At 60.3% G+C, this 22496-nt stretch carries 22 protein-coding genes; 7 read left to right on the plus strand and 15 right to left on the minus strand.

Annotated features, from left to right (window positions below; genetic code table 11):
* Window positions 1–2: 2 nt before the first annotated feature.
* The 4 genes from Q0J85_RS10255 to Q0J85_RS10270 all read right to left on the minus strand — a co-directional run bounded on the left by Q0J85_RS10255 (window position 3) and on the right by Q0J85_RS10270 (window position 3908).
* Window positions 3–728 (minus strand): DUF1638 domain-containing protein, encoded by a 726-nt coding sequence (locus tag Q0J85_RS10255; RefSeq protein ID WP_294481101.1) that lies wholly within the window; start codon window positions 726–728, stop codon window positions 3–5.
* Window positions 725–2155 (minus strand): ASKHA domain-containing protein, encoded by a 1431-nt coding sequence (locus Q0J85_RS10260; RefSeq protein WP_294481104.1) that lies wholly within the window; start codon window positions 2153–2155, stop codon window positions 725–727. The genes Q0J85_RS10255 and Q0J85_RS10260 overlap by 4 nt, the downstream gene beginning before the upstream one ends.
* A 99-nt stretch (window positions 2156–2254) precedes the next feature.
* Window positions 2255–2878 (minus strand): corrinoid protein, encoded by a 624-nt coding sequence (locus tag Q0J85_RS10265; RefSeq protein WP_294481107.1) that lies wholly within the window; start codon window positions 2876–2878, stop codon window positions 2255–2257.
* Window positions 2879–2894: 16 nt separating this feature from the next.
* Window positions 2895–3908, minus strand: a complete 1014-nt coding sequence (locus tag Q0J85_RS10270; RefSeq protein ID WP_294481111.1) for a uroporphyrinogen decarboxylase family protein — start codon at window positions 3906–3908, stop codon at window positions 2895–2897.
* A 100-nt stretch (window positions 3909–4008) separates the two neighbouring features.
* Here Q0J85_RS10270 and Q0J85_RS10275 point away from each other — a divergent pair, with 100 nt between their 5' ends.
* The gene (locus tag Q0J85_RS10275; protein WP_294481115.1) at window positions 4009–4935 is read left to right on the plus strand and encodes an AraC family transcriptional regulator; all 927 of its coding nucleotides are present in this window, start codon (window positions 4009–4011) and stop codon (window positions 4933–4935) included.
* 14 nt (window positions 4936–4949) lie between these two features.
* Here the strand turns inward: Q0J85_RS10275 and Q0J85_RS10280 are convergent, their stop codons facing one another.
* The 9 genes from Q0J85_RS10280 to fabD all read right to left on the minus strand — a co-directional run bounded on the left by Q0J85_RS10280 (window position 4950) and on the right by fabD (window position 14470).
* Window positions 4950–6047: a hypothetical protein gene (locus Q0J85_RS10280; RefSeq protein WP_294481117.1), complete on the minus strand. Its 1098-nt coding sequence runs from the start codon at window positions 6045–6047 to the stop codon at window positions 4950–4952.
* Between the two features lie 121 nt (window positions 6048–6168).
* A complete protein-coding gene (ybeY, locus tag Q0J85_RS10285) occupies window positions 6169–6603 on the minus strand; it encodes an rRNA maturation RNase YbeY (RefSeq protein ID WP_294481119.1) in 435 nt (144 codons plus the stop codon).
* A gap of 1 nt (window position 6604) precedes the next feature.
* A complete protein-coding gene (locus tag Q0J85_RS10290) occupies window positions 6605–8995 on the minus strand; it encodes an HDIG domain-containing metalloprotein (RefSeq protein WP_294481121.1) in 2391 nt (796 codons plus the stop codon).
* Window positions 8995–9960 (minus strand): PhoH family protein, encoded by a 966-nt coding sequence (locus Q0J85_RS10295; protein ID WP_294481123.1) that lies wholly within the window; start codon window positions 9958–9960, stop codon window positions 8995–8997. The genes Q0J85_RS10290 and Q0J85_RS10295 overlap by 1 nt, the downstream gene beginning before the upstream one ends.
* A gap of 100 nt (window positions 9961–10060) precedes the next feature.
* Window positions 10061–10675 carry a LysM peptidoglycan-binding domain-containing protein gene (locus Q0J85_RS10300; RefSeq protein ID WP_294481125.1) on the minus strand — a complete coding sequence of 205 codons (615 nt, stop codon included), beginning with the start codon at window positions 10673–10675 and terminating at the stop codon, window positions 10061–10063.
* 222 nt (window positions 10676–10897) lie between these two features.
* Window positions 10898–12154, minus strand: coding sequence for a beta-ketoacyl-ACP synthase II (fabF, locus tag Q0J85_RS10305; protein WP_294481142.1), 1257 nt, complete (start codon window positions 12152–12154; stop codon window positions 10898–10900).
* Between the two features lie 176 nt (window positions 12155–12330).
* Complete coding sequence (locus Q0J85_RS10310) at window positions 12331–12570, minus strand: acyl carrier protein (protein ID WP_294481146.1); 240 nt, start codon at window positions 12568–12570, stop codon at window positions 12331–12333.
* A gap of 181 nt (window positions 12571–12751) precedes the next feature.
* Window positions 12752–13504: a 3-oxoacyl-[acyl-carrier-protein] reductase gene (fabG, locus tag Q0J85_RS10315; protein WP_294481149.1), complete on the minus strand. Its 753-nt coding sequence runs from the start codon at window positions 13502–13504 to the stop codon at window positions 12752–12754.
* A gap of 51 nt (window positions 13505–13555) precedes the next feature.
* A complete protein-coding gene (gene fabD / locus Q0J85_RS10320) occupies window positions 13556–14470 on the minus strand; it encodes an ACP S-malonyltransferase (RefSeq protein ID WP_294481151.1) in 915 nt (304 codons plus the stop codon).
* A gap of 201 nt (window positions 14471–14671) precedes the next feature.
* Here fabD and Q0J85_RS10325 point away from each other — a divergent pair, with 201 nt between their 5' ends.
* From Q0J85_RS10325 to Q0J85_RS10340, 4 genes are read left to right on the plus strand one after another with little or no spacing between them, the layout of a single operon-like run.
* Complete coding sequence (locus tag Q0J85_RS10325; RefSeq protein WP_294481154.1) at window positions 14672–15340, plus strand: redox-sensing transcriptional repressor Rex; 669 nt, start codon at window positions 14672–14674, stop codon at window positions 15338–15340.
* Entirely contained in the window at window positions 15337–15582 is a 246-nt protein-coding gene (locus Q0J85_RS10330; RefSeq protein ID WP_294481155.1) for a (2Fe-2S) ferredoxin domain-containing protein, read from the plus strand. Before Q0J85_RS10325 ends, Q0J85_RS10330 begins: the two co-directional genes overlap by 4 nt.
* Window positions 15579–17330 (plus strand): [Fe-Fe] hydrogenase large subunit C-terminal domain-containing protein, encoded by a 1752-nt coding sequence (locus tag Q0J85_RS10335; RefSeq protein WP_294481158.1) that lies wholly within the window; start codon window positions 15579–15581, stop codon window positions 17328–17330. The genes Q0J85_RS10330 and Q0J85_RS10335 overlap by 4 nt, the downstream gene beginning before the upstream one ends.
* Window positions 17327–18508: a SpoIIE family protein phosphatase gene (locus Q0J85_RS10340; protein ID WP_294481160.1), complete on the plus strand. Its 1182-nt coding sequence runs from the start codon at window positions 17327–17329 to the stop codon at window positions 18506–18508. Before Q0J85_RS10335 ends, Q0J85_RS10340 begins: the two co-directional genes overlap by 4 nt.
* On the opposite strand, the gene Q0J85_RS10345 is transcribed toward Q0J85_RS10340, so the two are convergent.
* Both Q0J85_RS10345 and Q0J85_RS10350 read right to left on the minus strand, forming a co-directional pair.
* Entirely contained in the window at window positions 18495–19940 is a 1446-nt protein-coding gene (locus tag Q0J85_RS10345) for a glycosyltransferase family 39 protein (RefSeq protein ID WP_294481162.1), read from the minus strand. The genes Q0J85_RS10340 and Q0J85_RS10345 overlap by 14 nt on opposite strands.
* Complete coding sequence (locus Q0J85_RS10350; protein WP_294481165.1) at window positions 19937–20545, minus strand: N-acetylmuramoyl-L-alanine amidase; 609 nt, start codon at window positions 20543–20545, stop codon at window positions 19937–19939. The genes Q0J85_RS10345 and Q0J85_RS10350 overlap by 4 nt, the downstream gene beginning before the upstream one ends.
* A 307-nt stretch (window positions 20546–20852) precedes the next feature.
* Here Q0J85_RS10350 and Q0J85_RS10355 point away from each other — a divergent pair, with 307 nt between their 5' ends.
* Together Q0J85_RS10355 and Q0J85_RS10360 are read left to right on the plus strand one after the other, a co-directional pair.
* Window positions 20853–21665 carry a 3'-5' exonuclease gene (locus tag Q0J85_RS10355; RefSeq protein WP_294481166.1) on the plus strand — a complete coding sequence of 271 codons (813 nt, stop codon included), beginning with the start codon at window positions 20853–20855 and terminating at the stop codon, window positions 21663–21665.
* A complete protein-coding gene (locus Q0J85_RS10360; protein WP_294481170.1) occupies window positions 21643–22479 on the plus strand; it encodes a hypothetical protein in 837 nt (278 codons plus the stop codon). Before Q0J85_RS10355 ends, Q0J85_RS10360 begins: the two co-directional genes overlap by 23 nt.
* Window positions 22480–22496: the final 17 nt, after the last annotated feature.

Consider the following 22496-nt stretch of genomic DNA (forward strand, 5'->3'; position numbering starts at 1 on the left):
GGTCAACGGGACGGTAATACTTTCAATATCCGGTCCCAGTCGCCGACCTGCGCAATCGTCTCCCCGGGACGGACGATCAGGAACTCCTCTTCCGGCCATTCGCCGTCGACGAGCAGTCGCAGCAGCCTCAGATCGCCGCTGACCTCGCGGAATTCCCTCCCCTCCTCCACGGCTTTCGCGCGACAACGCGCTTTCGCCTCTTCGCAGGGGATCTCCGGGGTTGAGATGAACGTGATCGGCATGAGCACCCCATCGAGTTTCGGATGCATCGCCTCCCAGATGTACCGGGCATCTTCTTCGCCGTACTGTTCGACCAGCGCGTCGTAACCATCCCCGAACAGCATCTCACCGTCCGAAAAATAGTAGTCGCCGTGTTCCACGAAACCGACCGAACCGAACGGGGAACTCGGCATCGCCGAAAAGAGCTCTTCAAACCGCTTCCGGCTCCCGAGCAGGATTCCGCAGCAGTCATGGCTGCGCGGCAGAACCAGCGGCACATGGCGGGCCGTGATCCCTGCCGTCGCCGTTCCGCAGAGCCCGTAGCCGAGCAGAATGGCGTCAACGCCCTCAACCGCGTCGATCCTCTCCTGAAGTTTCCGGCGCAGTTCGCGCGGATGCGCGTGTTCGCCAAGTTCCAGGAACTCGATCTCGAGAATCTGTTCCGAACGCGGAATCAAATACTCGAGTTCACGTTTGAAGACATTGCAGGAAAATAACTTGAACTTCATGGCAGCAGCAGTCCGTCGATATAGTTATCCTCAAACTCCGGCAGCAGATTCAGCGGAATCTCCCGGGGCAGATCGATCAAATTCTCCAGTTCAGCCGCCACGCCGGGATCGAGCGCCAGACGGGCCGCCCCGCCGAGGCTCGTGTTGCCGACCGCCTCGAGCTCGCACCCTCCCGGCAGCAGGCCGCAGCCGACCGCATTGCCCAAATCGAGATACCGGGCGAATCCTCCGGCAAGATAAATCTTCCGGACCGCAATGCCGCAATGGCGGGAAAGCGTCTGGATTCCGGCGCAGACCGCGGCTTTCGCCTTGAGAAGCTGTTCGATCTCCCATTCGTTGATCGAAACGCCGGGAGCCACCTCGAACGAATCCGCCGGCGGCTGAATGCGCCCGAACTCATTCAGATGCCCGAGCCTGCGCTCGACCGCGAGAAAGTCGATCATCGCCGAACCGCACAGCCCGACCGGGGCGACCCCCTGCCCGATCACCGAGAAAGAGCCGTTTCCGAAATAGTGGTCGACCGCGCCGGGTACCGCCCGGCAACCACAGTGGATCCCCGCCCCCTCGAAAGCCGGTCCCGCCGCCGCGGCGGTGCAGAAGAAGCCCTTCTCCGACCGCAGGATGATTTCGCAGTTCGTGCCGATGTCGACGAGGAGTTCACCGGGCTTCAGACGGGTCTCGAACAGTCCGGCGGTCAGATCGCCGCCGACATATCCGGCGATCGCCGGTACCGTCAGCACCGGAATCTCCCCCGCGCGCAACCCGAGTTCCGCCGCACTCCGGACCGGAAAAACCCGGCACGGCGGCGTGAACGGCATGACGCCGATCGACGACGGATCGATTCCATGAAAGAGGCAGCTCATCACCGTGTTGCCCGCCACCGCGATCCGCACAGCGTCGGACGGATCGAGCTGGATGAGCAGTTCATTGATGGAGTCCGCCGCCGCCCGGCGCAACTCGCCGAGCGCCTCCGGCGAACTGCCCGCGTGGTTGATCCGGGTGATGACGTTATCCCCGAAACGGCTCTGGGAATTGAAACAACTCGCCTCGCGGACGATCTCCCGGCCATGGAGTTTTGCGGCCGCGACGGTGGTGGTTCCGAGATCGATTGCGATGACTGTTTCATCGCTGTCCGGCAACGGCAGCCCGCGCCAGGCGGTTGCAACCTGCCCCCGTGTCGCCGCCATTGAGCGCTCCGGCACGTCAACTTCTCCCCGGGGGCTGACCAGCCGGGTGCGGCAGGCGTTGGCTTCGGCGGGTACGGATAGCGGTCTGCCGTCCACCTCCCACTCGCCGGAGCAGAGCTTCACCCGGCAGCGGCCGCAAGTGCCGTTACCGCCGCAGCGCAGATCCAGCGGACACCCTGCGGCAGCCAGCAGCTTCGCGAGATTCCGTTGATCCCCAGCCGGCTGAAGAATCAGACGCATTTATATTCCTCCCTGTTTCCGACCCGGTCTCCGGAAAGTACCGGAACCTTCAGCAGCCGGAAGATTCGCTCTTTTCCGCACAACGGCTCCATCGCGGCCTCACGCGGTTTTCACGAGGGAATCGACGAGTTTGACTGCACCGTTCGCATCCTCGCTGTATCCGTCCGCCCCGATCTCGTCGGCGTAAGCCTGCGTGACCGGGGCGCCGCCGATGATGACCTTCACGCCCTTCTCCTTGAAGTGGGCGACGACATCTTTCATGTACGGCATGGTGGTGGTCAGCAGCGAGCTGCATCCGACAATCGTCGCGCCCTGTCTGACCCCCTCCTCATATTTCGCGATATCGCAGTTCACGCCGAGATCGATCACATCGTAACCCGCCCCCTTGAGCATGATCGCAACGAGGTTTTTGCCGATGTCGTGCAGATCGCCTTTCACGGTTCCGATCGCGATTTTACCCGGCGATTTCCGACCGGAAGCGGCGATCAGCGGTTCGATCAGTGCGAGTCCCGCCTGCATCGCCCGTGCCGCAATCAGCAGTTCCGGAACATACGCCTCGTTGCGGGAGAACTTGTCGCCGATCTCACGCATCGCCGGAATCATTCCCTTGTCGAGCAGAGAGTTGATATCCTCTCCGCGGTTGATCGCCTCCTGAACAATCGCAGTCACGTCGTTGCGTTTCCCTTTGATGACGGCAGTGCGCAACGCTTCAAAATCTGTCATGATCCGGTTCTCCTTGTTACTTGACGGATTGGTTGTAATCTTCGAGTGCGCGGAAGAACGCGCGGATATTCTCCATCTTCACGCCCGGCGGCACGTCGCAGCCGGAAGAGAGTACGAAATTCGGCCACGGAGCAGTCGCACGCAGCAGCTCGGAGGTCTTTGCATAAACCTCTTCCGGGGAGCCGTCTTTCAACACCCCGACCGGATCGATGTTCCCCATCAGCGGAACTTCCGGCGGCATCTGCGGCAGCAGTTCCGGCAGCGAAACCGCATTGCCCAGATGCAGCGCGGCGCAACCGGTCGAGAGCAGCTCCTTGATCTGGCGGCCGGCGGCGTTCCCGCAGTTGTGAATCACCACCGGGAAATCATCCCCCTGCACCGCATCGACGATCCGTTTCAAGTAATCCGCCGCAACCCGCTGACACATATCCGGAGAAAGCAATCCCGCCGCCGGTTCGGCGATCAGGATGCCGTTCACCCCGGTCGCGCGGATCGCTTTCGCATACTCCACGAGGAAAGCAGTCGCCTTTTCGAGCAGCGCAGCGGCTGCCGCCTCCTCCACCGCCGCAAGGATCATGATTTCAGTCATATCCGCAAGCCGTCCGGCCAGCGAAAACGGCCCGATCATGCCGCCGAATACGGGCCGATCGAGCTTTGCCGCGCAGAGTTCCGCACAGCGCAGCGTCTCGGCGGTCCGCTTCGCGCCGACCTCCGGCACCGCCATACTCCCGATGGTTTCCGCCGTCGAAGCGATGCTTTCGCTGACGGTCGGATTCTCATACTCGGAATAGCGCACCGGCGCACCGAACGCCTCAGCCTCGACCGAAAGATCCATGAACGTCACGAGCGCATCGGCATGCACCGCACCCGCCAGCGCCTCAATGCAGCGGAACTGGAGCTCCCCGCTCCGGAACACCTCCGCCGGTTTCGCGCCGGTCAATTCGATTCCGGGCGTGGTCATGATCGGAATCGCACGCCGCTGCGGCGACGCGAGAATCTCCCGGAAAAAACGTTTCATGTCATGGTACATCGCGACCTCCTGTCACCATCCGTTCTTTTCTATATATTTTACCCGTTTTTCCGGAAAAATCTTCTTTTCTTTTGCATTTTTTTGCTCTATATTAATCTGCATGGAACCAATCACACTGGAACTGGACAACTTCATCAATCCGGCAGTCGGGGCGGAGGTGTCGTTTCACGCGATCAGCTGGAACGCGGGGCGGCGGCAATCCTCCATTCCGAGCGGCGGCAATCTGCACTACCACTCCCTCCCCTCGGGGGGGACGGTCGAACATTCGCACGAGTTCGGCGAGCTGATCTTCCTGCTGTCGGGAACGATCGTGCACCGCGTCAACGGAGAAAAACAGCTCCTCGAACCGAACAGCATCGTCTTTGTGCGGCCGAACGACCGGCACGGCTTTCTTCCTGCCCCCGGAGCGCCCGGGTGCGAATTGCTGCTGCTCTCCTTTCATCTGGAGTTCTTCGTGACGATCAGCCGTTATCTCGAGGACGACGCATTTCTGCACGGTTACACTGAGAGTGTCCTCCCGCCCGTTTTCCAGCTGCCGGAGAGCCGCATGAACGAACTCTCGCTCGAACTGTTGAGTCTGAATGCACAGGGAATTTCGCCCGCGGTTCGCAAGATCCGGTTCAAGGTGCTGCTCGCCAACCTGTTCACCCGCTTCTTCCTGCCGCGCGAATCCGCCGGAGGGGCCGACGCTCCGGAATGGCTCGAAAGTCTCTGCGAAAAAATGCGGACTCCGGTGAATTTCATCCCGGGACTCAAACGCATGCAGCAGCTCTCCGGCTACACGCCGGAGTATCTCTGCAAGATCTTCCGCAAACACCTCGGGCGCACTCCGACCGAGTTCGTCAACGAACTGCGGATCAACTATGCGGCCCGGATGCTGGCCGATTCGGACGAGTCGATCGCAGAACTCGCCTATCGTCTGAACATCCAGAGCCTGAGCCGGTTCTATCATCTGTTCCGCAATCAATACAGCTGCACGCCGGCCGAATATCGCCGGCGCGCGCATGCCGCCCGCCGCCTGCTCTGACAACCCCGGTCGCCTCAATAGCAGTGCACAAGTCCGTGCAGGTTGCGCCCCGCCGCCAGAGCGGGTTTCACCGCGCCCTCCAGAGAGAGTGCCAGCAGTGGAATTCCGCGGTCCACGGTATTCCGGTAGATCGTCTCCATGTCGTTGTATTCCGGCTGGGAAAGCTGGACTCCGGTGAGGCCGGGCGTCGCGGCCAGATCCGCGATATAGTGGTCACCGCGGCCGCAGAAGTGAACGACACCGCCGCCGAACTCCTCGAGCAATTCCCGGTCGAACGGCTGCGCGAATTCCCGATACATTTCAGCAGGGAGATTCATCGCGGAGTCGTCCCGCAGCACGATCCTTCCGATATGTCCCCAGCCCCAGTGAGAGCAGAGTCTCCCCGTCCGCCCCGGAAACGCCTCCTCCCAGCGGTGCATGAATCTCCGATACGTTTCAGTCAGCAGCGCAAGCAGCGCCTTGACCAGCTCCGGACAGTCGTAGAAAGCGAGAAAGATATCGCTGCCCCAGATCATCTCCGCCAGATCGAGCGGTCCCTGCAAATCCGGGTGATAGATCCGGACATATTCGCTCAACTTCGGATATGGCGCGAGCTTTTCGCGAAAATAAGCCGCCGTCTCAAACACGCGCGCTCCCCAGCCGCGATCGAGATCCGGCACGCCGGCATCCACCAGAGCCCGGATGCCGTCGGTGCCTCCCGGCAGCGGATGGGAGGCCGGCAGCGTATCATGCGCATCGTCCAGATAAAAAATCTCGACCCCGAAGAGAGACGGCAGAATCGTGGTGCCGTAGTTGCAGCGGATATTCAGAATCTGTCCGTTCCCCTCTGCAATGCAGCGGGAAGCGACGGAAAGCTCCCGTAAGAGCATGAGTTCCAGATCTTTCAGCGCGGGATTGATGAGGAGTTTCGGCCATTCGACCCGGGCCGGAACGGCTTCCCCTCGCCGCGGCTGGAAATACGGAGCCGGGCAGCGCCCGCTCAGGAACTCCCGCCAGTCGGCTTCCAGTTTCTCCTCCACCGCAACATCGAGACGATTCTCGAGATCTTCCAGATACTGTTCCAGCATCGCCGCACCCCGCAGATTTCGATTGAGAGTCTTTCCAGGCCGCACCCGTCGCGACTCCAGAAAAAGTTAATGCGGGAATGAGAAATTGCAAGTTGCCATCCCCGTTTTCCCGCAGATTTTTCCCAAATCTCCCGCGGAAACCGACCGGCCGACGTCGCAGCTCCGCTCATCCAAGCGAGCCGCGTTCCGGGAAAATCGAACCGAAGTCGAACTCCGGTTCGAGCGCCTCAAGCACCTCGCGCTCGCGACGACGCATGCGGCGTCTCGGCCCCGGCGAAAGATCATCCTCTCCGGCACTGTGCAGCAGTCCGTGCACGAGATAGAGAACCAGTTCACGCGCGTAACTCGAATCCTCGCGCGCGGCTCCCTCACGCAGCGCGGCATCCACGCAGATGATGAGTTCAACCGCCGGTTCTCCGGGGAACAGCGACTCCGGATCGTCAAAGTAGCTGAACGTAATTACGTCCGTCGTCCCCGTATGTCCGACAAACTCCTCGTTCGCCGCCGCCATCGCCCGGTCTCCGACGAACCGCACGTCAAGCTCCCAATCGGTATCCGGCAATCCGGCCAGCACCGCGGCGCGCGCGGCGAGTGCCTTCAACTCACTTCTCCGCGGGCGGGGCAGACGGCGCGTTTGCCATGCGTAATTCACTGTGATCACGTTTGCGCTCCTGATGGTAGGCAATCCGCCCGTGCTTCATGCTCACGAGCGTGTTGATGAAACTCTGCCGCACTTTTTCAAGCTCGGCGAGCGTAATATTCGCATTGTTCAGCTGCCGCCCCTCGAAGCGTCCGCGGAAAATCTGATCGACCACCGCCTCGATCTTCGATGCCGACGGCTTGTCGAGCGAACGGCAGGCCGCTTCGCACGCATCCGCGAGGCTGATGATCGCCATCTCCTTGTCCTGCGGCGGAATCCCGTCGTACCGGAACTGCGATTCAAGCACGGGCGCGCTGTTCGGACTCTTTTTCTGCTCTTCCAGCGCCTTGTTGTAGAAGAACTTCACCAGATCGTTGCCGTGGTGCTGCCCGATCGCGTCGCGCACCGTCCGGCACATCCGGTACTGCCGCGCCAGAGCCAATCCCTCTTTCACATGGTCGCGGATGATGATGCTGCTCATCTGCGGATTCAAATCCAGATGCTGATTCGCACTGTCCAGATTGTTCTCCGTAAAATACTGCGGCATCGCCAGTTTCCCAATGTCATGAAAGAGCGCGCCGGCCTTCGCCTTGAGCGGATTCGCTCCGATCGCCCGAGCAGCATCCTCCACGAGTGTCGCAACCATCAGACTGTGGAAAAACGTCCCCGGCGCCTCCCGTTTCATCCGTTCCAGCAGCGGATGGTTGTAGTCGCACAACACCATCAACGCCATATTCGTGCTCACATTGAAGAAAATCTCAAAAATAAAGATCAGAATCAGCGCCAGAATCGCCGTCGCCGCCGCATTCGTGAACGCGATCACCGCCGACTGCCCCAGCAGCAGCAGGAAATTCGGAGCGTGAAAATTCACAAGATTCAAATTCAACACCCAGACCAGCGGAAACACCGACAGCAGTATGCGGATGAAGTAAGAGCGGTAATTCGTCGCGGAACGAACCGCCAACGCCGTCAGAGAACAGATCACCATCCCTTTGATCGCGAGATCGAACGAGCGCTCCGGCAGCAGCATCATCGCCGCGATCGAAGCGACGAAGAACCCCGCGCACAACGCCACCCGATATCCCATCGTCACCGCAAGCAGCACCGAACCCAGAGCAACCGGGATTGCCTCGGCCGCCAGAATGCCCGGCAGATCATTGGAACGACCCGCCAGGTTGTTGAAGAAGTGAAACCCGGCGAAATTCGCCAGCAGCGAGAGAATCACGATGAACCCCAGCAGCATACTGCGCTTGTTCACCCGCACCACTTCCGGATGCAGATGGTAAAGATAGAACGCCGCGAAAATCACCAGCACAAGACTCCAGACCGTATAGTGAATCAGCGCCGCAATCTCCTGATCCATCTTCAGACGACTGCGATCCGCCTGCTCGAACGCCTGGAGCTTTTCACTGATCTCCGGCGTGACCTCCTCGCCCCGGCGCACCAGCAGATCCCCTTTTGACACCGCAACCATCACCGGCTCGACAGCATCGGCGGCCCGCCGCAGCTCCTCCTGGTAAAGTTTTTCATCGCTGTTGAGATTTCCATCCGGCCCCAGCAGCTGCAGAAACAGTTCGTTCAAATTCCGGAATATCTTCTCCCGGTTTCCTCCGGTGTAGGAGTTCAGCACATCGGCCGCAAGCCGGTCCGCCACCGCCTGTGGATCATCCTGTTCCGTCACATTCTTCACGGGCCAGCGCCGCTGTTCCTGGTCGATCACCCGCAGCGTCTGGCTCACCCGGAGCGAATCACGTTCACTTCGGCTTAAAATCCCGCGCCCGAGAATCCGGCCGAGCAACGTGTCAAAGTCATTGCGTTCCCCGGGCGTGCGCAGAAACTCCCCGAGTGCCGCAACCAGCGCCGGATCGGCCGAGGCGGCAAGTTGTTCGGCGGGCAACGCCCCCGGAACATACTTGCGCCCGGCATTCTCGTCGGTAATGCGGCGGCTGACCGCTTCAAAAAAAGTCATGAAATTACGCCGGATCGCATTGTTGCTCTTCGCGTCGATCCGGTAATAGAGCGGAACTTTCTCCATCTCCCGCTCAGCTTCCTGCTTGGTTCCGTCCGCGTCCTGGTATGAGAAGTCGAGCGTGGCGATGATCGTGCGCGGCGCACGCTGCCCCACCTCGAGATTCAATACGCCCTCAATGTGCTGCTGCGCCGAGATCGTCAGCAGCACCGCCGAAATCGCCCAGATCATCACCAGCATGAAAATCCCGGGTGCAGGCGACCCCTCGATCGCTTCCGCAAATTTGTCCAGGTCGAAGTGCCGACGCGGAGCGACCATCCCCCGACGCTGCAACCGGCGCCGGGCCGAGAGCTTCATCCAGAATTCACGCAACGAATGAAACATTACCGAACCTCTTCCGTTTCCACACCGTTGTAAGCGAGAATGATCTTCTCCAGCAGTGCGTGACGAACCACGTCCCCCGTATCGAAAAAGACAAATCCGATCTCCGGAACTTTCTGCAGCGTATCGATCGCATGCAGCAGCCCCGACCGTTCGCGCCCCGTCAAATCCGATTGCGACGGATCCCCGGTAATCACGCAGCGCGAACCGAACCCCATCCGGGTCAGAAACATCAGCATCTGCTCCTCCGTCGTATTCTGCGCCTCGTCGAGGATGATGAACGCATTGTTCAGCGTCCTCCCGCGCATGAACGCCAGCGGCGCGACTTCGATCACCCCGCGCTCGATCAGGCCGGACACCTCGTCGAAACTCATCATGTCATACAACGCATCGTACAGTGGACGCAGATACGGCATGATCTTCTCCTCGAGACTGCCGGGCAGAAAACCGAGATTTTCCCCGGATTCCCGGGCGGGCCGGGTCAGGACGATCCGATTCACATTTCCTTTCAGAAATTCCGAGACCGCCAGCGCCATCGCCAGATAGGTCTTTCCCGTCCCCGCAGGGCCGATTCCGAATACCACATCGCGACTGCGGATCGCACGGACGTACTCCAGCTGGCGGCGGGAACGGGGCAGAACTTCCCGCTTCTTCGGACTCACATCGATGCGCTCTTTGAGCAGTTCGCGGATATCCCCCTCGCGCCGATCCCGGAACGATCGGCACAAAAATTCAAAATCCCGCGTATCGAGCTGTTTCCCGCGAACCAGATAGAAGTCTGCAAGCTCGGCCAGAAACGCCTCGGTCCGGCCGACCGCCTCTTCACTTCCCTCTATTTGTACCCAGTTCTCACGCGCGACCAGCCGAACCCCGAACAACCGTTCCAGCGTCCGAAGACCGCGGACCTCATCTCCCGCACACGCAATATGCCATGTGAGTCCTTTGTCAAAATAATATCTGCTCTCCAATTCCGTCCACCGCCCATCCTGAAAAATACGGCCCGGGAAACCGCAAAACGCGGCTGCGGGAATCCACTCCCCGAGCCGCGCCCTGAAAACTCCGCTCCGATTACGGCTGCGGAATCCGGATCTTCGCCCCGAGCGGCAGCTTGTTCGGATTCGGGATCACGTCCTTGTTCGCCTCATAGATCCGCCCGAACAGCCGTCCGTCTTTGTAAAACTTCTTCGCAATGCCGGAAAGCGTATCCCCCGGTCTGACCACATATTCCGTATACTTCTGCTCCACGGCCGACTTCTCCTGACCGGCCGCTTTCAGCTCGGTTTCCGGTGCTGCGACAGGCTTCGGAAGCGCCTCGTCCTCCTCCGGCTCGAGCACGATCCCCTCCTCAACCGTACCGGTCGGATCATCCGCCGCGGCTTCCGGCTGAGATTGCGTGGGAGCCTCATTCTCGGCAATGACGATCTCATCCTCTTCGGCTACGAGTTCGCCGGCTCCCGCTTCCGCAACCGGCTGCTGCCCATCACTGGAGAGCGTCGTATATTTGTCCTGCGTCGCCTGAGCCGCAGTACGGGGCGGGCGGAACGAGGGATAGCTCTCACTCACGTAAGAGTACCACTGCAGTTCAGCGTCACCCATTCCCGTCTCCGCAAGCTGCGGCTGACAACCCGCCGCCAGAGCAAGAAGTACCGCACCACCCATACCGATAGAAAGAGCTTTCATCATTTCGCCTCCCGTCACAACATATGATTTCCAACCACCATCATCCGGCTGTCGCCTCCCCCACATACTCCGGAAGCGCCGTTCAAGTGTCTGCCGGCGGATTCCCCGCCGCATAAATATATCCCGTTTTTTTTCAAAAACAACCTGCCGGAACAGCTTTCCTGCAAAAAAGCACAAAAGCCGCCCCGCCAACCCGGCGGAACGGCTTCGACAAATCCGACTCGATTACTCGAATTTGCGGAAAATCAGAACACCGTTGTGCCCGCCGAATCCGAGATTCTGGTTCACCGCGACTTTCACTTCGCGTTCTTTCGGCTGGTTCGGCGTGACATCCAGATCACAAAGCGGATCCGGCGTCTCATAATTGATCGTCGGAGGAATGATCCCCGTCTCAATCGCTTTCACGCAGACAATCGACTCGAGCCCGCCGGCAGCGCCGAGCGCATGCCCCGTCGCGCCTTTCGTGCTGCTGACCGCGACTTTCTTCGCATGATCTTTCAGCACCGACTTGATCGCCATCGTCTCGAACTTGTCATTCAACTGAGTACTCGTACCGTGGGCATTGATGTAATCAATGTCTTCCGGATTGAGTCCCGCATGCCGCAGCGCCATCTTGAGGGCACGCGCCATGCCTTCCCCTTCCGGATGCGGAGCCGTCACATGATGCGCATCACCGGTCGCGCCGTAACCGACCAGCTCGGCCAGAATCTTCGCACCGCGTTTCTTCGCGTGCTCATACTCTTCGAGGATCATCACGCCCGCGCCCTCGCTCATCACGAATCCATCGCGATCGAGATCGAACGGACGGCTCGCATGCTGCGGATCATCGTTGCGCGTACTCAACGCTTTCAGGGCGCAGAATCCCGCCACCCCGAGCGGAACGATTGTCGCCTCCGCTCCGCCGCAGATCATGATATCCGCATCATCGCGCTTGATCGTCCAGAAAGACTCTCCGATCGAGTGGGTTCCGGTGGAACACGCCGTCACAAGCCCGAGATTCGGCCCCCCCGCTCCATAGCGGATCGAAATGTTCCCGGAAGCAAGATCCCCGATCATCATCGGAATCAGAAACGGAGAAATCCGCCCCGGCCCGCGCTCAAGCAGAACGCGATCCTGCTCACTCATCGTATAAAGGCCGCCGATACCACTCGAAACGATCACGCCGACGCGATTCGGATCGACCACATCACCACCGCGGAGATCCTGCGGCAGACCGGCGGTCGCCATCGCCTCATCGGCCGCAGCGATCGCATACTGGCAGAAAAGATCGAGGCGCTTCGCATCTTTCGGGCTCATGTAGCCGCTGAAATCAAACCCCTTGACCTCTCCCGCAATCCGCGTCCGGTACTCCGAAGCGTCGAACCGGGTGATTGCACCGATCCCGCAACGGCCGTTGATCAGAGCGTCCCAGAAATCCGGAACGTTGTTGCCGACGCAGGAAATTACGCCGTACCCGGTCACTACCACACGCCTGTCGTTCATATCGTCCTTGTCACTCCTTCCCTACCGCGGAACCTGCCGCCGGATGTTCTTAACAGAAAACAAGACCACCTTGCGTATTCATTACGAAAAGTGGCCCGTTCCTCCGGTGCATCGCACCGTCGTCATGCGCACGGCCAGGCCTCTCCAGCTCAGGAACCGTACGGGCAAAGAGGATCTTACTCCTGGCTCTTGCTCTCGACGTACTTGATCGCATCGCCGACGCTGGTCAGCTTCTCGGCATCCTCGTCCGGAATCTCCGAACCGAATTCCTCCTCGAGAGCCATCACGAGCTCGACCTGATCGAGAGAATCAGCGCCGAGGTCCTCAATGAACTTCGCCTCCGGCGTCACCTGATCCTCGGAAACACCGAGCTGTTCGACGACGATTTTCTTCACTTTGTCAGCAACAGAAGACATCTTCAATCCCCTTTTTTCTTTGGTTATTCTCTGAAAGCCAATGCCGTTTCAAACTTTTATCATCTCAGCATACCATGATCTTAATATGCCTCAATGCCCGGCAAAAGTCAAACCGTTTTCTCGAAATATTTCAGATTTTTTCGCCCCCGCCGCCCGAAACCGGACGGCAAAGAGGGAAAAATCACATCAGCATTCCGCCGTCGACGTTGATGACCTGCCCGGTCACATAATCCGAATCCGGAGAGCAGAGGAAGTAAACCACATTCGCCACATCCTCCGGACGGCCGCCGCGCTTCGCCGGGATCACCGTCAGAAACGCATCGCGCGCCTCCTGCGGCAGCTTCTCGGTCATCGCAGTCTCGATGAATCCCGGAGCAACCGCATTCGCCTGGATGTTCCGCGTCGCGAACTCCTTGGCCGTCGTCTTCGCCAGCGCGATCACGCCCGCTTTCGAGGCGGCGTAGTTCGCCTGCCCGACGTTCCCCATCCGACCGACCACCGACGCGATGTTCACGATCTTGCCCGCACGCTGCTTCATCATCGGACGCACCGCGGCTTTCGTGAAATTGAACGTCCCTTTCAGGTTCACTGCAATGACCGCGTCCCACATCTCCTCGGTCATCTTCAGCATCAGCGTGTCTTTCGTGATGCCCGCGTTGTTGACCAGAATGTCCAGCCGCCCGAAATCGTTCACCACGGCCGCAACCGTGTTCTCCGCATCCTCGAACTTGGCGACATTCGCGGCATAGGCGCGCGCATCCACGCCCTGCGCCTTGAATTCGTCCGCCGTCGCCTGCGCCACATCAAGCATGATGTCCACGATCGCAAGGCGCGCACCCTCCGCCGCGAGACGTGCGGAAATCGCCTTGCCGATGCCGCGGGCTCCGCCGGTGACCAGGGCGACCTTGCCCTCCAAACGCTTTTCACAACTCATTTCTGATCCCTTTCCCTAATTATGGTATTGTATCAATCAACCGGTTTCCCATCAAAACGAAAGCGCCTCGAGCGACGCCGCAGTGTTCACATTGAAATACGGCACCCCCGGCAGCGTCCGACGCAGCAGCCCGGTCAGCACATTGCCGGGACCGAACTCGATCATCGTATCTCCGCCCGCGGCGACCATCGCGCGAACACACTCCTCCCAGCGAACGGAACCGGCCACCTGCGCGGCGAGATTCGCCTTGAGCTCCTCCACGCTCGCGGCCTGCGCCGCCGTGAAGTTGTGATAGACCGGAATCGACGGAAGCGTCATCGCCGACGCTTCAAGCACCGGTTTGAGCGCCTCGCCCGCCGGAGCCATGAGCCGCGAGTGAAACGCGCCGGCGACGTTCAGCACCACCACCTTGCGCATGCCGCGGTTCTTCAGCTCCTCGACGGCTTTCTCCAGTTTCTCTTTCTCTCCGGAAATCACAATCTGGCCGGGGCTGTTGTAGTTCGCCACATCGATGCCGCACTCTGCACACACTTCCCGGATCACCTCCGGATCACCCGACAGTACCGACGCCATCCCGCCCGAAGTCGAACGGCACGCGCGATCCATGAGCTCGGCCCGCTGCGCGAGCAGCCGCAGCCCGGAAGCGAAATCGAACGCCCCCGCAGCGTACAGAGCTCCGTACTCTCCGAGGCTCAGCCCCGCGCACGCGACCGGCTTCACCTCCGGAAAACGACTCCGGAACGCATCCAGCGCCGCACAGCTCATCGTGTAGATCGCCGGCTGGCAGTAACGGCTCTCGGTCAGCTTCTCGGCCGGACCGTCGAACACGATCGAACTCTGATCGTAACCGAGCACGGCATCGGCCTCCTCAAAACGGGCTTTCGCCGCCGGAAACGCCTCCACCAGATCCCGACCCATGCCGACGGCCTGAGCCCCCTGCCCCGAAAATACGAAAAACGGCTTCATTGACATTCCTTCTTCCTGTTTGCCTGATTCATGCGGGCATAATGTTACGTTAATCTATCACCTCTGAAAGCGTTTTTCAAGTTTTCCAGCCAAATCCCCCGCGATTCCATGCCGCGGAACGATAAAAAACCGCTTTTGCCGGGCGCGGCGCTTGACATTCCCGCCGGAACGGCTACTTTACTTTCGGTAACGGAGAACAGCATGCCCAGAAATCAGGTTTTCAGCATTCCGGCGTTGAAACGTCTGCCCGCCTATCTGCGCGAACTGCGCGCCATGAAAGCGGCAGGGCGCACGCGGGCGACCAGTCCGGTGCTCGCCCGCGCACTGCGCATCGACGCGATCAGTGTACGCAAGGATCTCGAAATGATCGGAGCAACCGGCTCTCCCGGCGTCGGATACGCCGTCGAGCCGCTGATCGACCGGATCGAGGAGTTCCTCGGTTGGAAGAACGCTTCGGAAGCGTTCCTCGTCGGGACGGGACATCTCGGAACCGCGCTCCTCGGCTATCGCGGATTCGCGGACTACGGACTCAAGATCGTCGCGGCATTCGACAAGGGTCCGATTCCGCCGGATACGATCATTCACGACGTGCCGCTCTTTGACTTTGCGATGTTTCCGCATCTCGTGAAGCGCCTCCGCATTCACATGGGCATTCTCTGCGTGCCGGACGATGCCGCTCAGGAGGTCGCCGAGGCGATGGTCGACGCCGGAATCATCGCGATCTGGAACTTCACCGGTCACACGCTTCAACTTCCCGACGAGATCATCCGCCAGAAAGCGAATCTCGCCGGAGATCTCGCCGTACTCTCAGTCAAACTCGCCGCCAGACTGCGCGAAATGGATCTTTCCGGAGAGGAAGAGGGGAAATGAAACACACGATCACGATCTGCATGGGCAGCTCCTGCTTCGCCCGCGGCAACAAACGGAATCTGAAACTCATTGAGGAGTACATCGCGAAATACCACATCGACTGCGCGCTCACCGGCCGCGGCTGCGTCGGGAAATGCCGATCCGGTCCGAACCTCTCCATCGACGGCGAAGTGTTTGAACGGGTCGACTCCGAATCGCTGATCGATCTCCTCGACGCGAAACTCAGGAGAGATGAACCATGAACCACTCCTATCCCGTTTACACCATCGAAGCGGAGTGCCAGGACTGCTACAAGTGCGTGCGACACTGTCCGGTCAAGGCCATCCGCGTCCGCGACGGCCACGCGACCGTGATGCCCGAACTCTGCGTCGCCTGCGGCAAATGCGTCGAAGTCTGCCCGGTCAAGGCGAAACAGGTGCGCAACGACACCGGCCGTCTCCGACTGCTGCTGGCAGAGTCCGCTCCGGTCTATGCGTCGCTCGCGCCATCCTGGGTCAGCGAGTTCACCGACATCACTCCGGGGCAGCTGATTCGCGCGCTCAAGCTGCTCGGATTCACGGGAGTCAGCGAAACCGCCCTCGGCGCCCAACTCGTCTCAGCCCGCGTCGCGAAAGAGCTCGACACCGGCAAACCGGGACTGCTGCTCTCCTCGGCCTGTCCGACCGCGGTCGACTACATCCGCAAATATGTCCCGAACCTCGCCGCAAACATCACGCAGGTCGGCTCTCCGCTCATGGCTCACTGCCGCATGTTGCGCGACCTTTACGGCGAAGCGATCAAGGTCGTCTTCATCGGACCGTGCATCGGCAAGAAAAATGAGGCCGACCGCAATCCGGAGCTGCTGAATCTCGCAATCTCCTACCCGGAACTCAAGCAGCTTCTGCGCGAAAACCAGATCGATCCGGCCCGGCTCACGCCCGAGGAGGAGGACCGCTTTCTGCCCGAAGCCGCCGAAGAGGGCGCCCAGTATCCGGTCGAGGGCGGCATGAACGACACGATCCGCTTCCAGTCCGCCAACAGGCGCGTCCACTATTTCACGCTGACCGGGATTCACAATCTCAAACTCGCGCTCTCGGGACTCGAGGAGATTCCGGAAAATGAGACGATCTTCATCGAAACCCTCGCCTGCCCCGGAGGCTGCGTGCACGGCCCCTGCACCGAACACGATTCGCCGGGACTGCTCGAACGGCTGCGGGTGCTCGATCACACCCACTACCCGGCCGAACCGCGGAAACGCGAGACCAGAGGCGAGATCGCTGCGGAATTTCCGGAGGATGCCGTGCAGCCCCCGACTCCGACTCTGCCGGAAATTCAGTCCGCTCTCCGCAGCATCGGCAAAACCACGCCCGAGGACGAACTCAACTGCGGCGGCTGCGGCTACGACACCTGCCGCAACTTCGCGAAAGCTCTGATTTCAGGGCACGCGGAACCGTCGATGTGCGTCTCCTATCTGAAGAAACAGGCGCAGAAAAAGGCGAACGCCCTGCTCAAAAGCATGTCATCGGGCGCGGTCATCGTCGACAAGAAGATGCAGATCATCGAGTGCAACCGCAACTTCGCACAACTCTTCGGAGAGGAGACGCTCGAAGCATTCGACGCCTGTCCGGGCCTGGCAGGAGCCGATCTCGACCGAATCGTCCCGTTTGCGAATCTCTTTGAATCCTCGCTCCAGAGCGGACGCGACATCCGGCGCGATTCGCTGAAAGTCGGCAAACGGCTCTTCAGCGTAAACATCTTCAACATCGATCCCGGCGAAGTGATCGGAGCGGTCATCTTCGACGTGACCAAGACCGAGCTGCGCCGCGAACAGATCGCCGCCCGCGCCAGAGAAGTCATCGACCGCAACATCGCGACCGTTCAGGAGATCGCCTGCCGCCTCGGCGAACAGATGGCCGACACCGAACTTCTGCTGCGCTCGATCGCCGACGACTACGCCGACGACCAGGACCTCATCGACGAGTCGAAAGCTCCGGAGAACGGCAGATCATGAATCTCACGACCGAAAACCTCTTCATCGACACCGGGTACAGCCAGTGCTGCCATTACGACGAAAAAGCGTGCGGCGACGCGGTCGCATTCAAACGGATTCCCGCGGAGGAGCGGCTGCTCGCGGTTCTCGCCGACGGGCTCGGCCACGGGCTCAAGGCGAACATCCTCGCATTGATGACGACCACGATGGCGCTGCGCTTCAGCGCGGAGGATCGCGAAATCGTCCACTCCGCCGAGATCATCATGGATTCGCTGCCGGTCTGCCAGGTGCGGCAGATCAGCTACGCGACGTTCACGATCGTCGACACCCGGCTCGGCGGAATCACCCGGGTCGTCGAGATGGGGAATCCGGAATTCCTGCTCTTCCGCGGCGGCGCAGTCCATCCGATCGAGGGAGTGGAGTTCGCCTCCCCGAAGTACAGCGACCGCACAATGACCGCCTACACGTTCCGTGCGCAGCCGGAAGACCGCGTGCTCTTCTTCTCTGACGGCGTGACGCAGGCGGGACTCGGGTCGCCGCACTTTCCGCTCGGCTGGCGCAGCTCCGGCGTCATCGACTATGTGACTGCCCAGCTCAGGAATGCGCCCGATATCTCCGCGCAGGAGCTTTCGGAACGGATTCTGCGTGAGGCGATCGCGCACGAACCGGGGCTGCGTCCCGCCGATGACATCACGGCGGCGTGTCTCTACTTCCGCCGGCCGCACCGGATGCTGCTCTTCACGGGACCGCCGGTCGATCCGGCCCGCGACGCGGAGTGCGCAAAACTTTTCCACGATTTCAAGGGGACCAAAGTCATCTGCGGCGGAACTTCGGCCGAAATCATCTCGCGCGAACTCGGAACCCCGCTCGAACTCGTGCTCGACACGCTCTCGCGCGATCTGCCGCCGATGTCACGCATGGAGGGAGCCGATCTCGTGACGGAAGGAATCTTCACGCTGTCACGGGCCGCAACCTACCTCGAAAAGGGTGAGCAAAGTAAAAACGATCCCGCAGGGAAACTGGTCGAACTCATGCGCCGGAACGACATCATCGAGATCCTCGTCGGAACCAAAATCAATGAGGCACACCAGGATCCGAATCTCCCGGTCGACCTCGAGCTGCGGCGCAACATCGTCAAGCGAATCGCCGAAGCGCTGCGCAACCGCTACATGAAAGAGGTGCGCATCACTTTCGTGTAGATGTCGGCGCAGCCGGTGCCCCGGCGGGAGCGGAGGGCGGGAGCGGCCCGATGAACCGTTCGACGACCACCCGTGCCCAGGCATCGTCGCCGTTCGCGGCAAGATGCTGCGCGAGGAGCAGCGCGCCAGCGCGGATATCGTAACCGTCATTCTGCATCTTCGCAAGATAAGTTTCCGCCTCCCCGAAGCGGCCGTGGTCGATCAGAATCCGGGCGACCGCTGCGCGTTCGTCGAATGTCCGGCGCGAGTCCGGCGCGACCGAAGTCAGCCACAGGAATCCCCCGCCGAGAACAGCGACCGTCGCGAGCGCACGGAAATTCCGTCTCCGCCACCACGCGCCGATCGCGGAGATCCCCGCCCCCGCGAGCAGCGCGATCAGCGGTACGGCCGGAATCCGGAATCGATAGAAGATCGTGAAACACAAAAGCGAACCGGCGTAAAGCGCGATCAGCAGAAATGCCGTCCGCACTCCGCCATTCCTCCGATACCGCCAGGCGCCCGCGAACGCCAGCACCACCAGAAGATGAAACGGCAGCAGAAACACCCGCAGAAACACGATCAGCTCGCGGTGGGCGTAAAATGAAAGTGAGTTTTCCAGCTCATACGAAGAGAAGAAATTACCGATCTGGACGGGAATGCTTGCGATCAGTTTCCCGGCAAAAACGGAAATCCGGTTCACCGCCTCCGCGCCGTGATAGAACGCAAAGACGTTGCCGGCATTCCCGGGAACCGGCTGGAAGCTGTTCCAGCGGAAAAAGTTGAACAGCATGACCGCCAGAACCGGGACGATCAGCGCCGCAGCGTAACCCGCGGCGGCACGCCACCCCATCCGCTTCCGGAAACGCGGCATCAGCCACGCCAGCAGCACCACGGGAACCACCGCCGCGAAATTCTCGCGCCCCAGAATGCAGAGCGCCCCCATGCCTCCCGCCGCCGCAAAATATTTCCAGGACCGGAGTCGCCACCCGAGCAGCAGAAAATAGAAGAACAGCAGAAACACCAGCCCCAGCGTCGCCGCCCGCAGAAAATCCAGCGAGATCAGCAGTGCCGGTCCGTAAAACAGATAACAGAGCGCTCCCGCCTGACCCGCCGCTTTCCCAAGTCCGAGCAGCCGCGCCGACCGGTAGAGGAAGAGCGGAATGAGCGAACAGAGCGCCAGCTGCAATATCCGCATCCAGATCAGCGATCCGCCGGTCACGAGGTGCAGCAATGCGAGAAACAGCGTGTAGGCATAGGAATACCGGTAGGGTTCCGACGGCAGCGAACCGTCCGCCAGGCGTCCCGCGCACTCCAGAATCGAGAGCTGATCCATCCCCGGCTGCGGCATGGGGAAGAGGCCGAGCGAACGCCCCTGATACAGCACGAAAAGTCCGCACAGAAGAGAGGCGAAATAGATGAATATGCCGAAATGCCGGTTCAGAATCCGTTTCATTCCTGCATCGCCTCGCCGACGCGCTGCCGGAACGACTCCCAGCGCTTTTCATCGAGAATCCGGTGCGGGCAGTTCTTTCCGCTCCAATCCTGATGTTTGCGCAGCGCCGAGAGCGGCAGATTGAACCGTTTGAGCAGATAAGCCGCGAGTTTCACGCCGTTCTCCTCGGCGCGCCGGTAGAGCTGTTCGTCCTTTCCCGTACAGCGGCTGCGGCAGATCTCCACGCCGATGCTCGCCCGGTTCCCTTTCCCCTGACCGTCTCCGGCGTGCCAGCCGTTCACGTCATACGGCAGAATCTGGATCGCCTCACGCTCATCGACCGCGAAGTGAAACGAGATGTAGACATTGTCCCGACGGTTGTTCAAATAAGTGCGTTCGTTGACGGCCGGCCCCACATTCGCGGTGTTGTGAATCGTGATGTATTCGACGCGCGGCATCGGGTTGCCGTATTTGTATTTGTTGTTGTAACTGTTCCGATCGAGCAGGTCCTCGCGGATTCTCAACCCCTTGTAATACGTGACCTTCTGCCACCCGAGCATCTGACAGCCGCACAGTGCCATCAACAGACACAAACCGGAAATTCCGAACACGATCCTACGTTTCATACGCTGAACACCTCCCGCCGGCCGGATACGAAATACATCCGCCCAATCTTATCCCTCGTTTTAACAATCTTTCTTTCAGAGCGGCCTGACCGCACTAACCGCCCGATGCCGAATTGCGGTGATTCAACCATTGAAATACCTTTCCCAAGTTATTTTCCCGAACCCGCGCAGATCAGATAAAAATAGCATGCAACCATAAATTTGTCAATCCCTCGCCACAAGGCCGGAGGAATTTCCGGAAAAACGAATTGCAAAGCACAGCAAGGAGTGTTATATTCTTCCTGAAACCATGCAACAGGAGCGAAAAATGAGCAATGAACTCAAACTGGAACGACCGCTGATCGTATTCGATATCGAGAGTACCGGAATCATGCCGCAGCGCGACCGCATTGTCGAACTCGCAGTCCTCAAAATCTATCCGGACGGACGCACGCAGAGTACCGTCCGGCGGCTGAATCCCGAAATGCCGATCCCGCCCGGCGCAACCGCGATCCACGGCATCACCGATGACGACGTGAAAGATTGCCCGGTCTTTTCGATCATCGCCGAAAAACTCTACAACTACATCGACAACTGCGACCTCTGCGGTTACAACATCACCGGATTCGATATCCCCATGCTCGAAGCGGAATTCAAGCGCGCCGGATTCGAGTTCAAGGTCGACGACCGTAAAGTGATTGACGTCTACAACATCTTCTGCAAACTCTATCCGCGCACGCTCTCGGCCGCCTACGAGTTCTTCTGCGGCAAACCGCTCGAGGGGGCGCACGGCGCCGCCGCCGATACCGCCGCCACGTTCGAGGTGCTGCTCGGCCAGTTCGCGAAGCATCCGGAACTGCCGCGTGATACCGCCGGCCTGGCGGAATTCAGTGACCTCCTCGGCGCCGACGCGGTTGACCGCACCCGGCGCTTCAAGTGGAGCGGCGATGAAGTGGTCGTCAACTTCGGCAAAAACGCCGGGAGAACTCTGCGCGAACTCGCCGCCAATGATCCGGGATTCCTGCGCTGGATCGTCCGCAGCGACTTCTCCGACGAAGTCAAAAACATCGCGAACGACGCGCTCATGGGCAAGTTCCCGGTCAGGAAAAACGCTCAGAATGAACAGCAAGCCCAGCCTTGAAAGTCTGATCTCGCTGCTCGACGACGAGGATGAAACCGTCGCAGTCAACGTCATGGCGGAACTGCTGAACCGCGAATCCGAACTCGGCGAACTGCTGGCGGAACTTCAGGAGGGGGACACCCCCCTCGCCCGGCGTCGCGCCCATCAGCTTCAGGCGGCGATCACCCTGCGCCGGCGCCGGCGCGCTTTCGCGGCCAAACTCGAGGCTCAGAAAGTCGACCTCATTGACGGCCTCATCGACGTGCATCTGCAATGGTTCGACAACGACTCCCGCCCCGGACTCGTTCAGCTCTGGACCGATTTCAAACTCGAGGCCCAGCGTTTCCCGCAGAAAACACTCGAAAACCTCTCGTACTTCATGCGGAAATCCGGATTCTCCGCCGTCCCGGAGAGCACGATGCACCCGGAATACTACTGCCTCGGACCCGTATTGGAAAACGGCATCGGAGCCGGTTCCATCCTCGCTGGGCTCCTCCTCGAGATCGCGGATCCGGCATTCAAGCTCCAGCTCGTGCGGGTCATGGGGGAATTCGCAGTCTACGACGGCGACGGACGGCTGCTGCTGCCGGGACGCAACTTCCAGGTCTGCGCGGCCCCGGGAATCGAACACTGCGACTTCTGGGATCGCCGCATGCTGCTGCGTTTCGCCTCGACCACGCTGTTTTCCGCGGCAGTCAACAGTGACAGCTTCCGCTATATTCTGACCATCGCCCAGGCTCTTTCCGGAACAGAGGGCGACGAGTCGCTCGACTACATGCCCTACCCCTACTATCCGGCCGACGACGACCCCGAGGATGACAGCAGCGGGCAGTAGCAGCGCAATCGACTCCG

Source organism: uncultured Victivallis sp., from assembly GCA_944389935.1.
Classification (GTDB): Bacteria; Verrucomicrobiota; Lentisphaeria; order Victivallales; family Victivallaceae; genus Victivallis.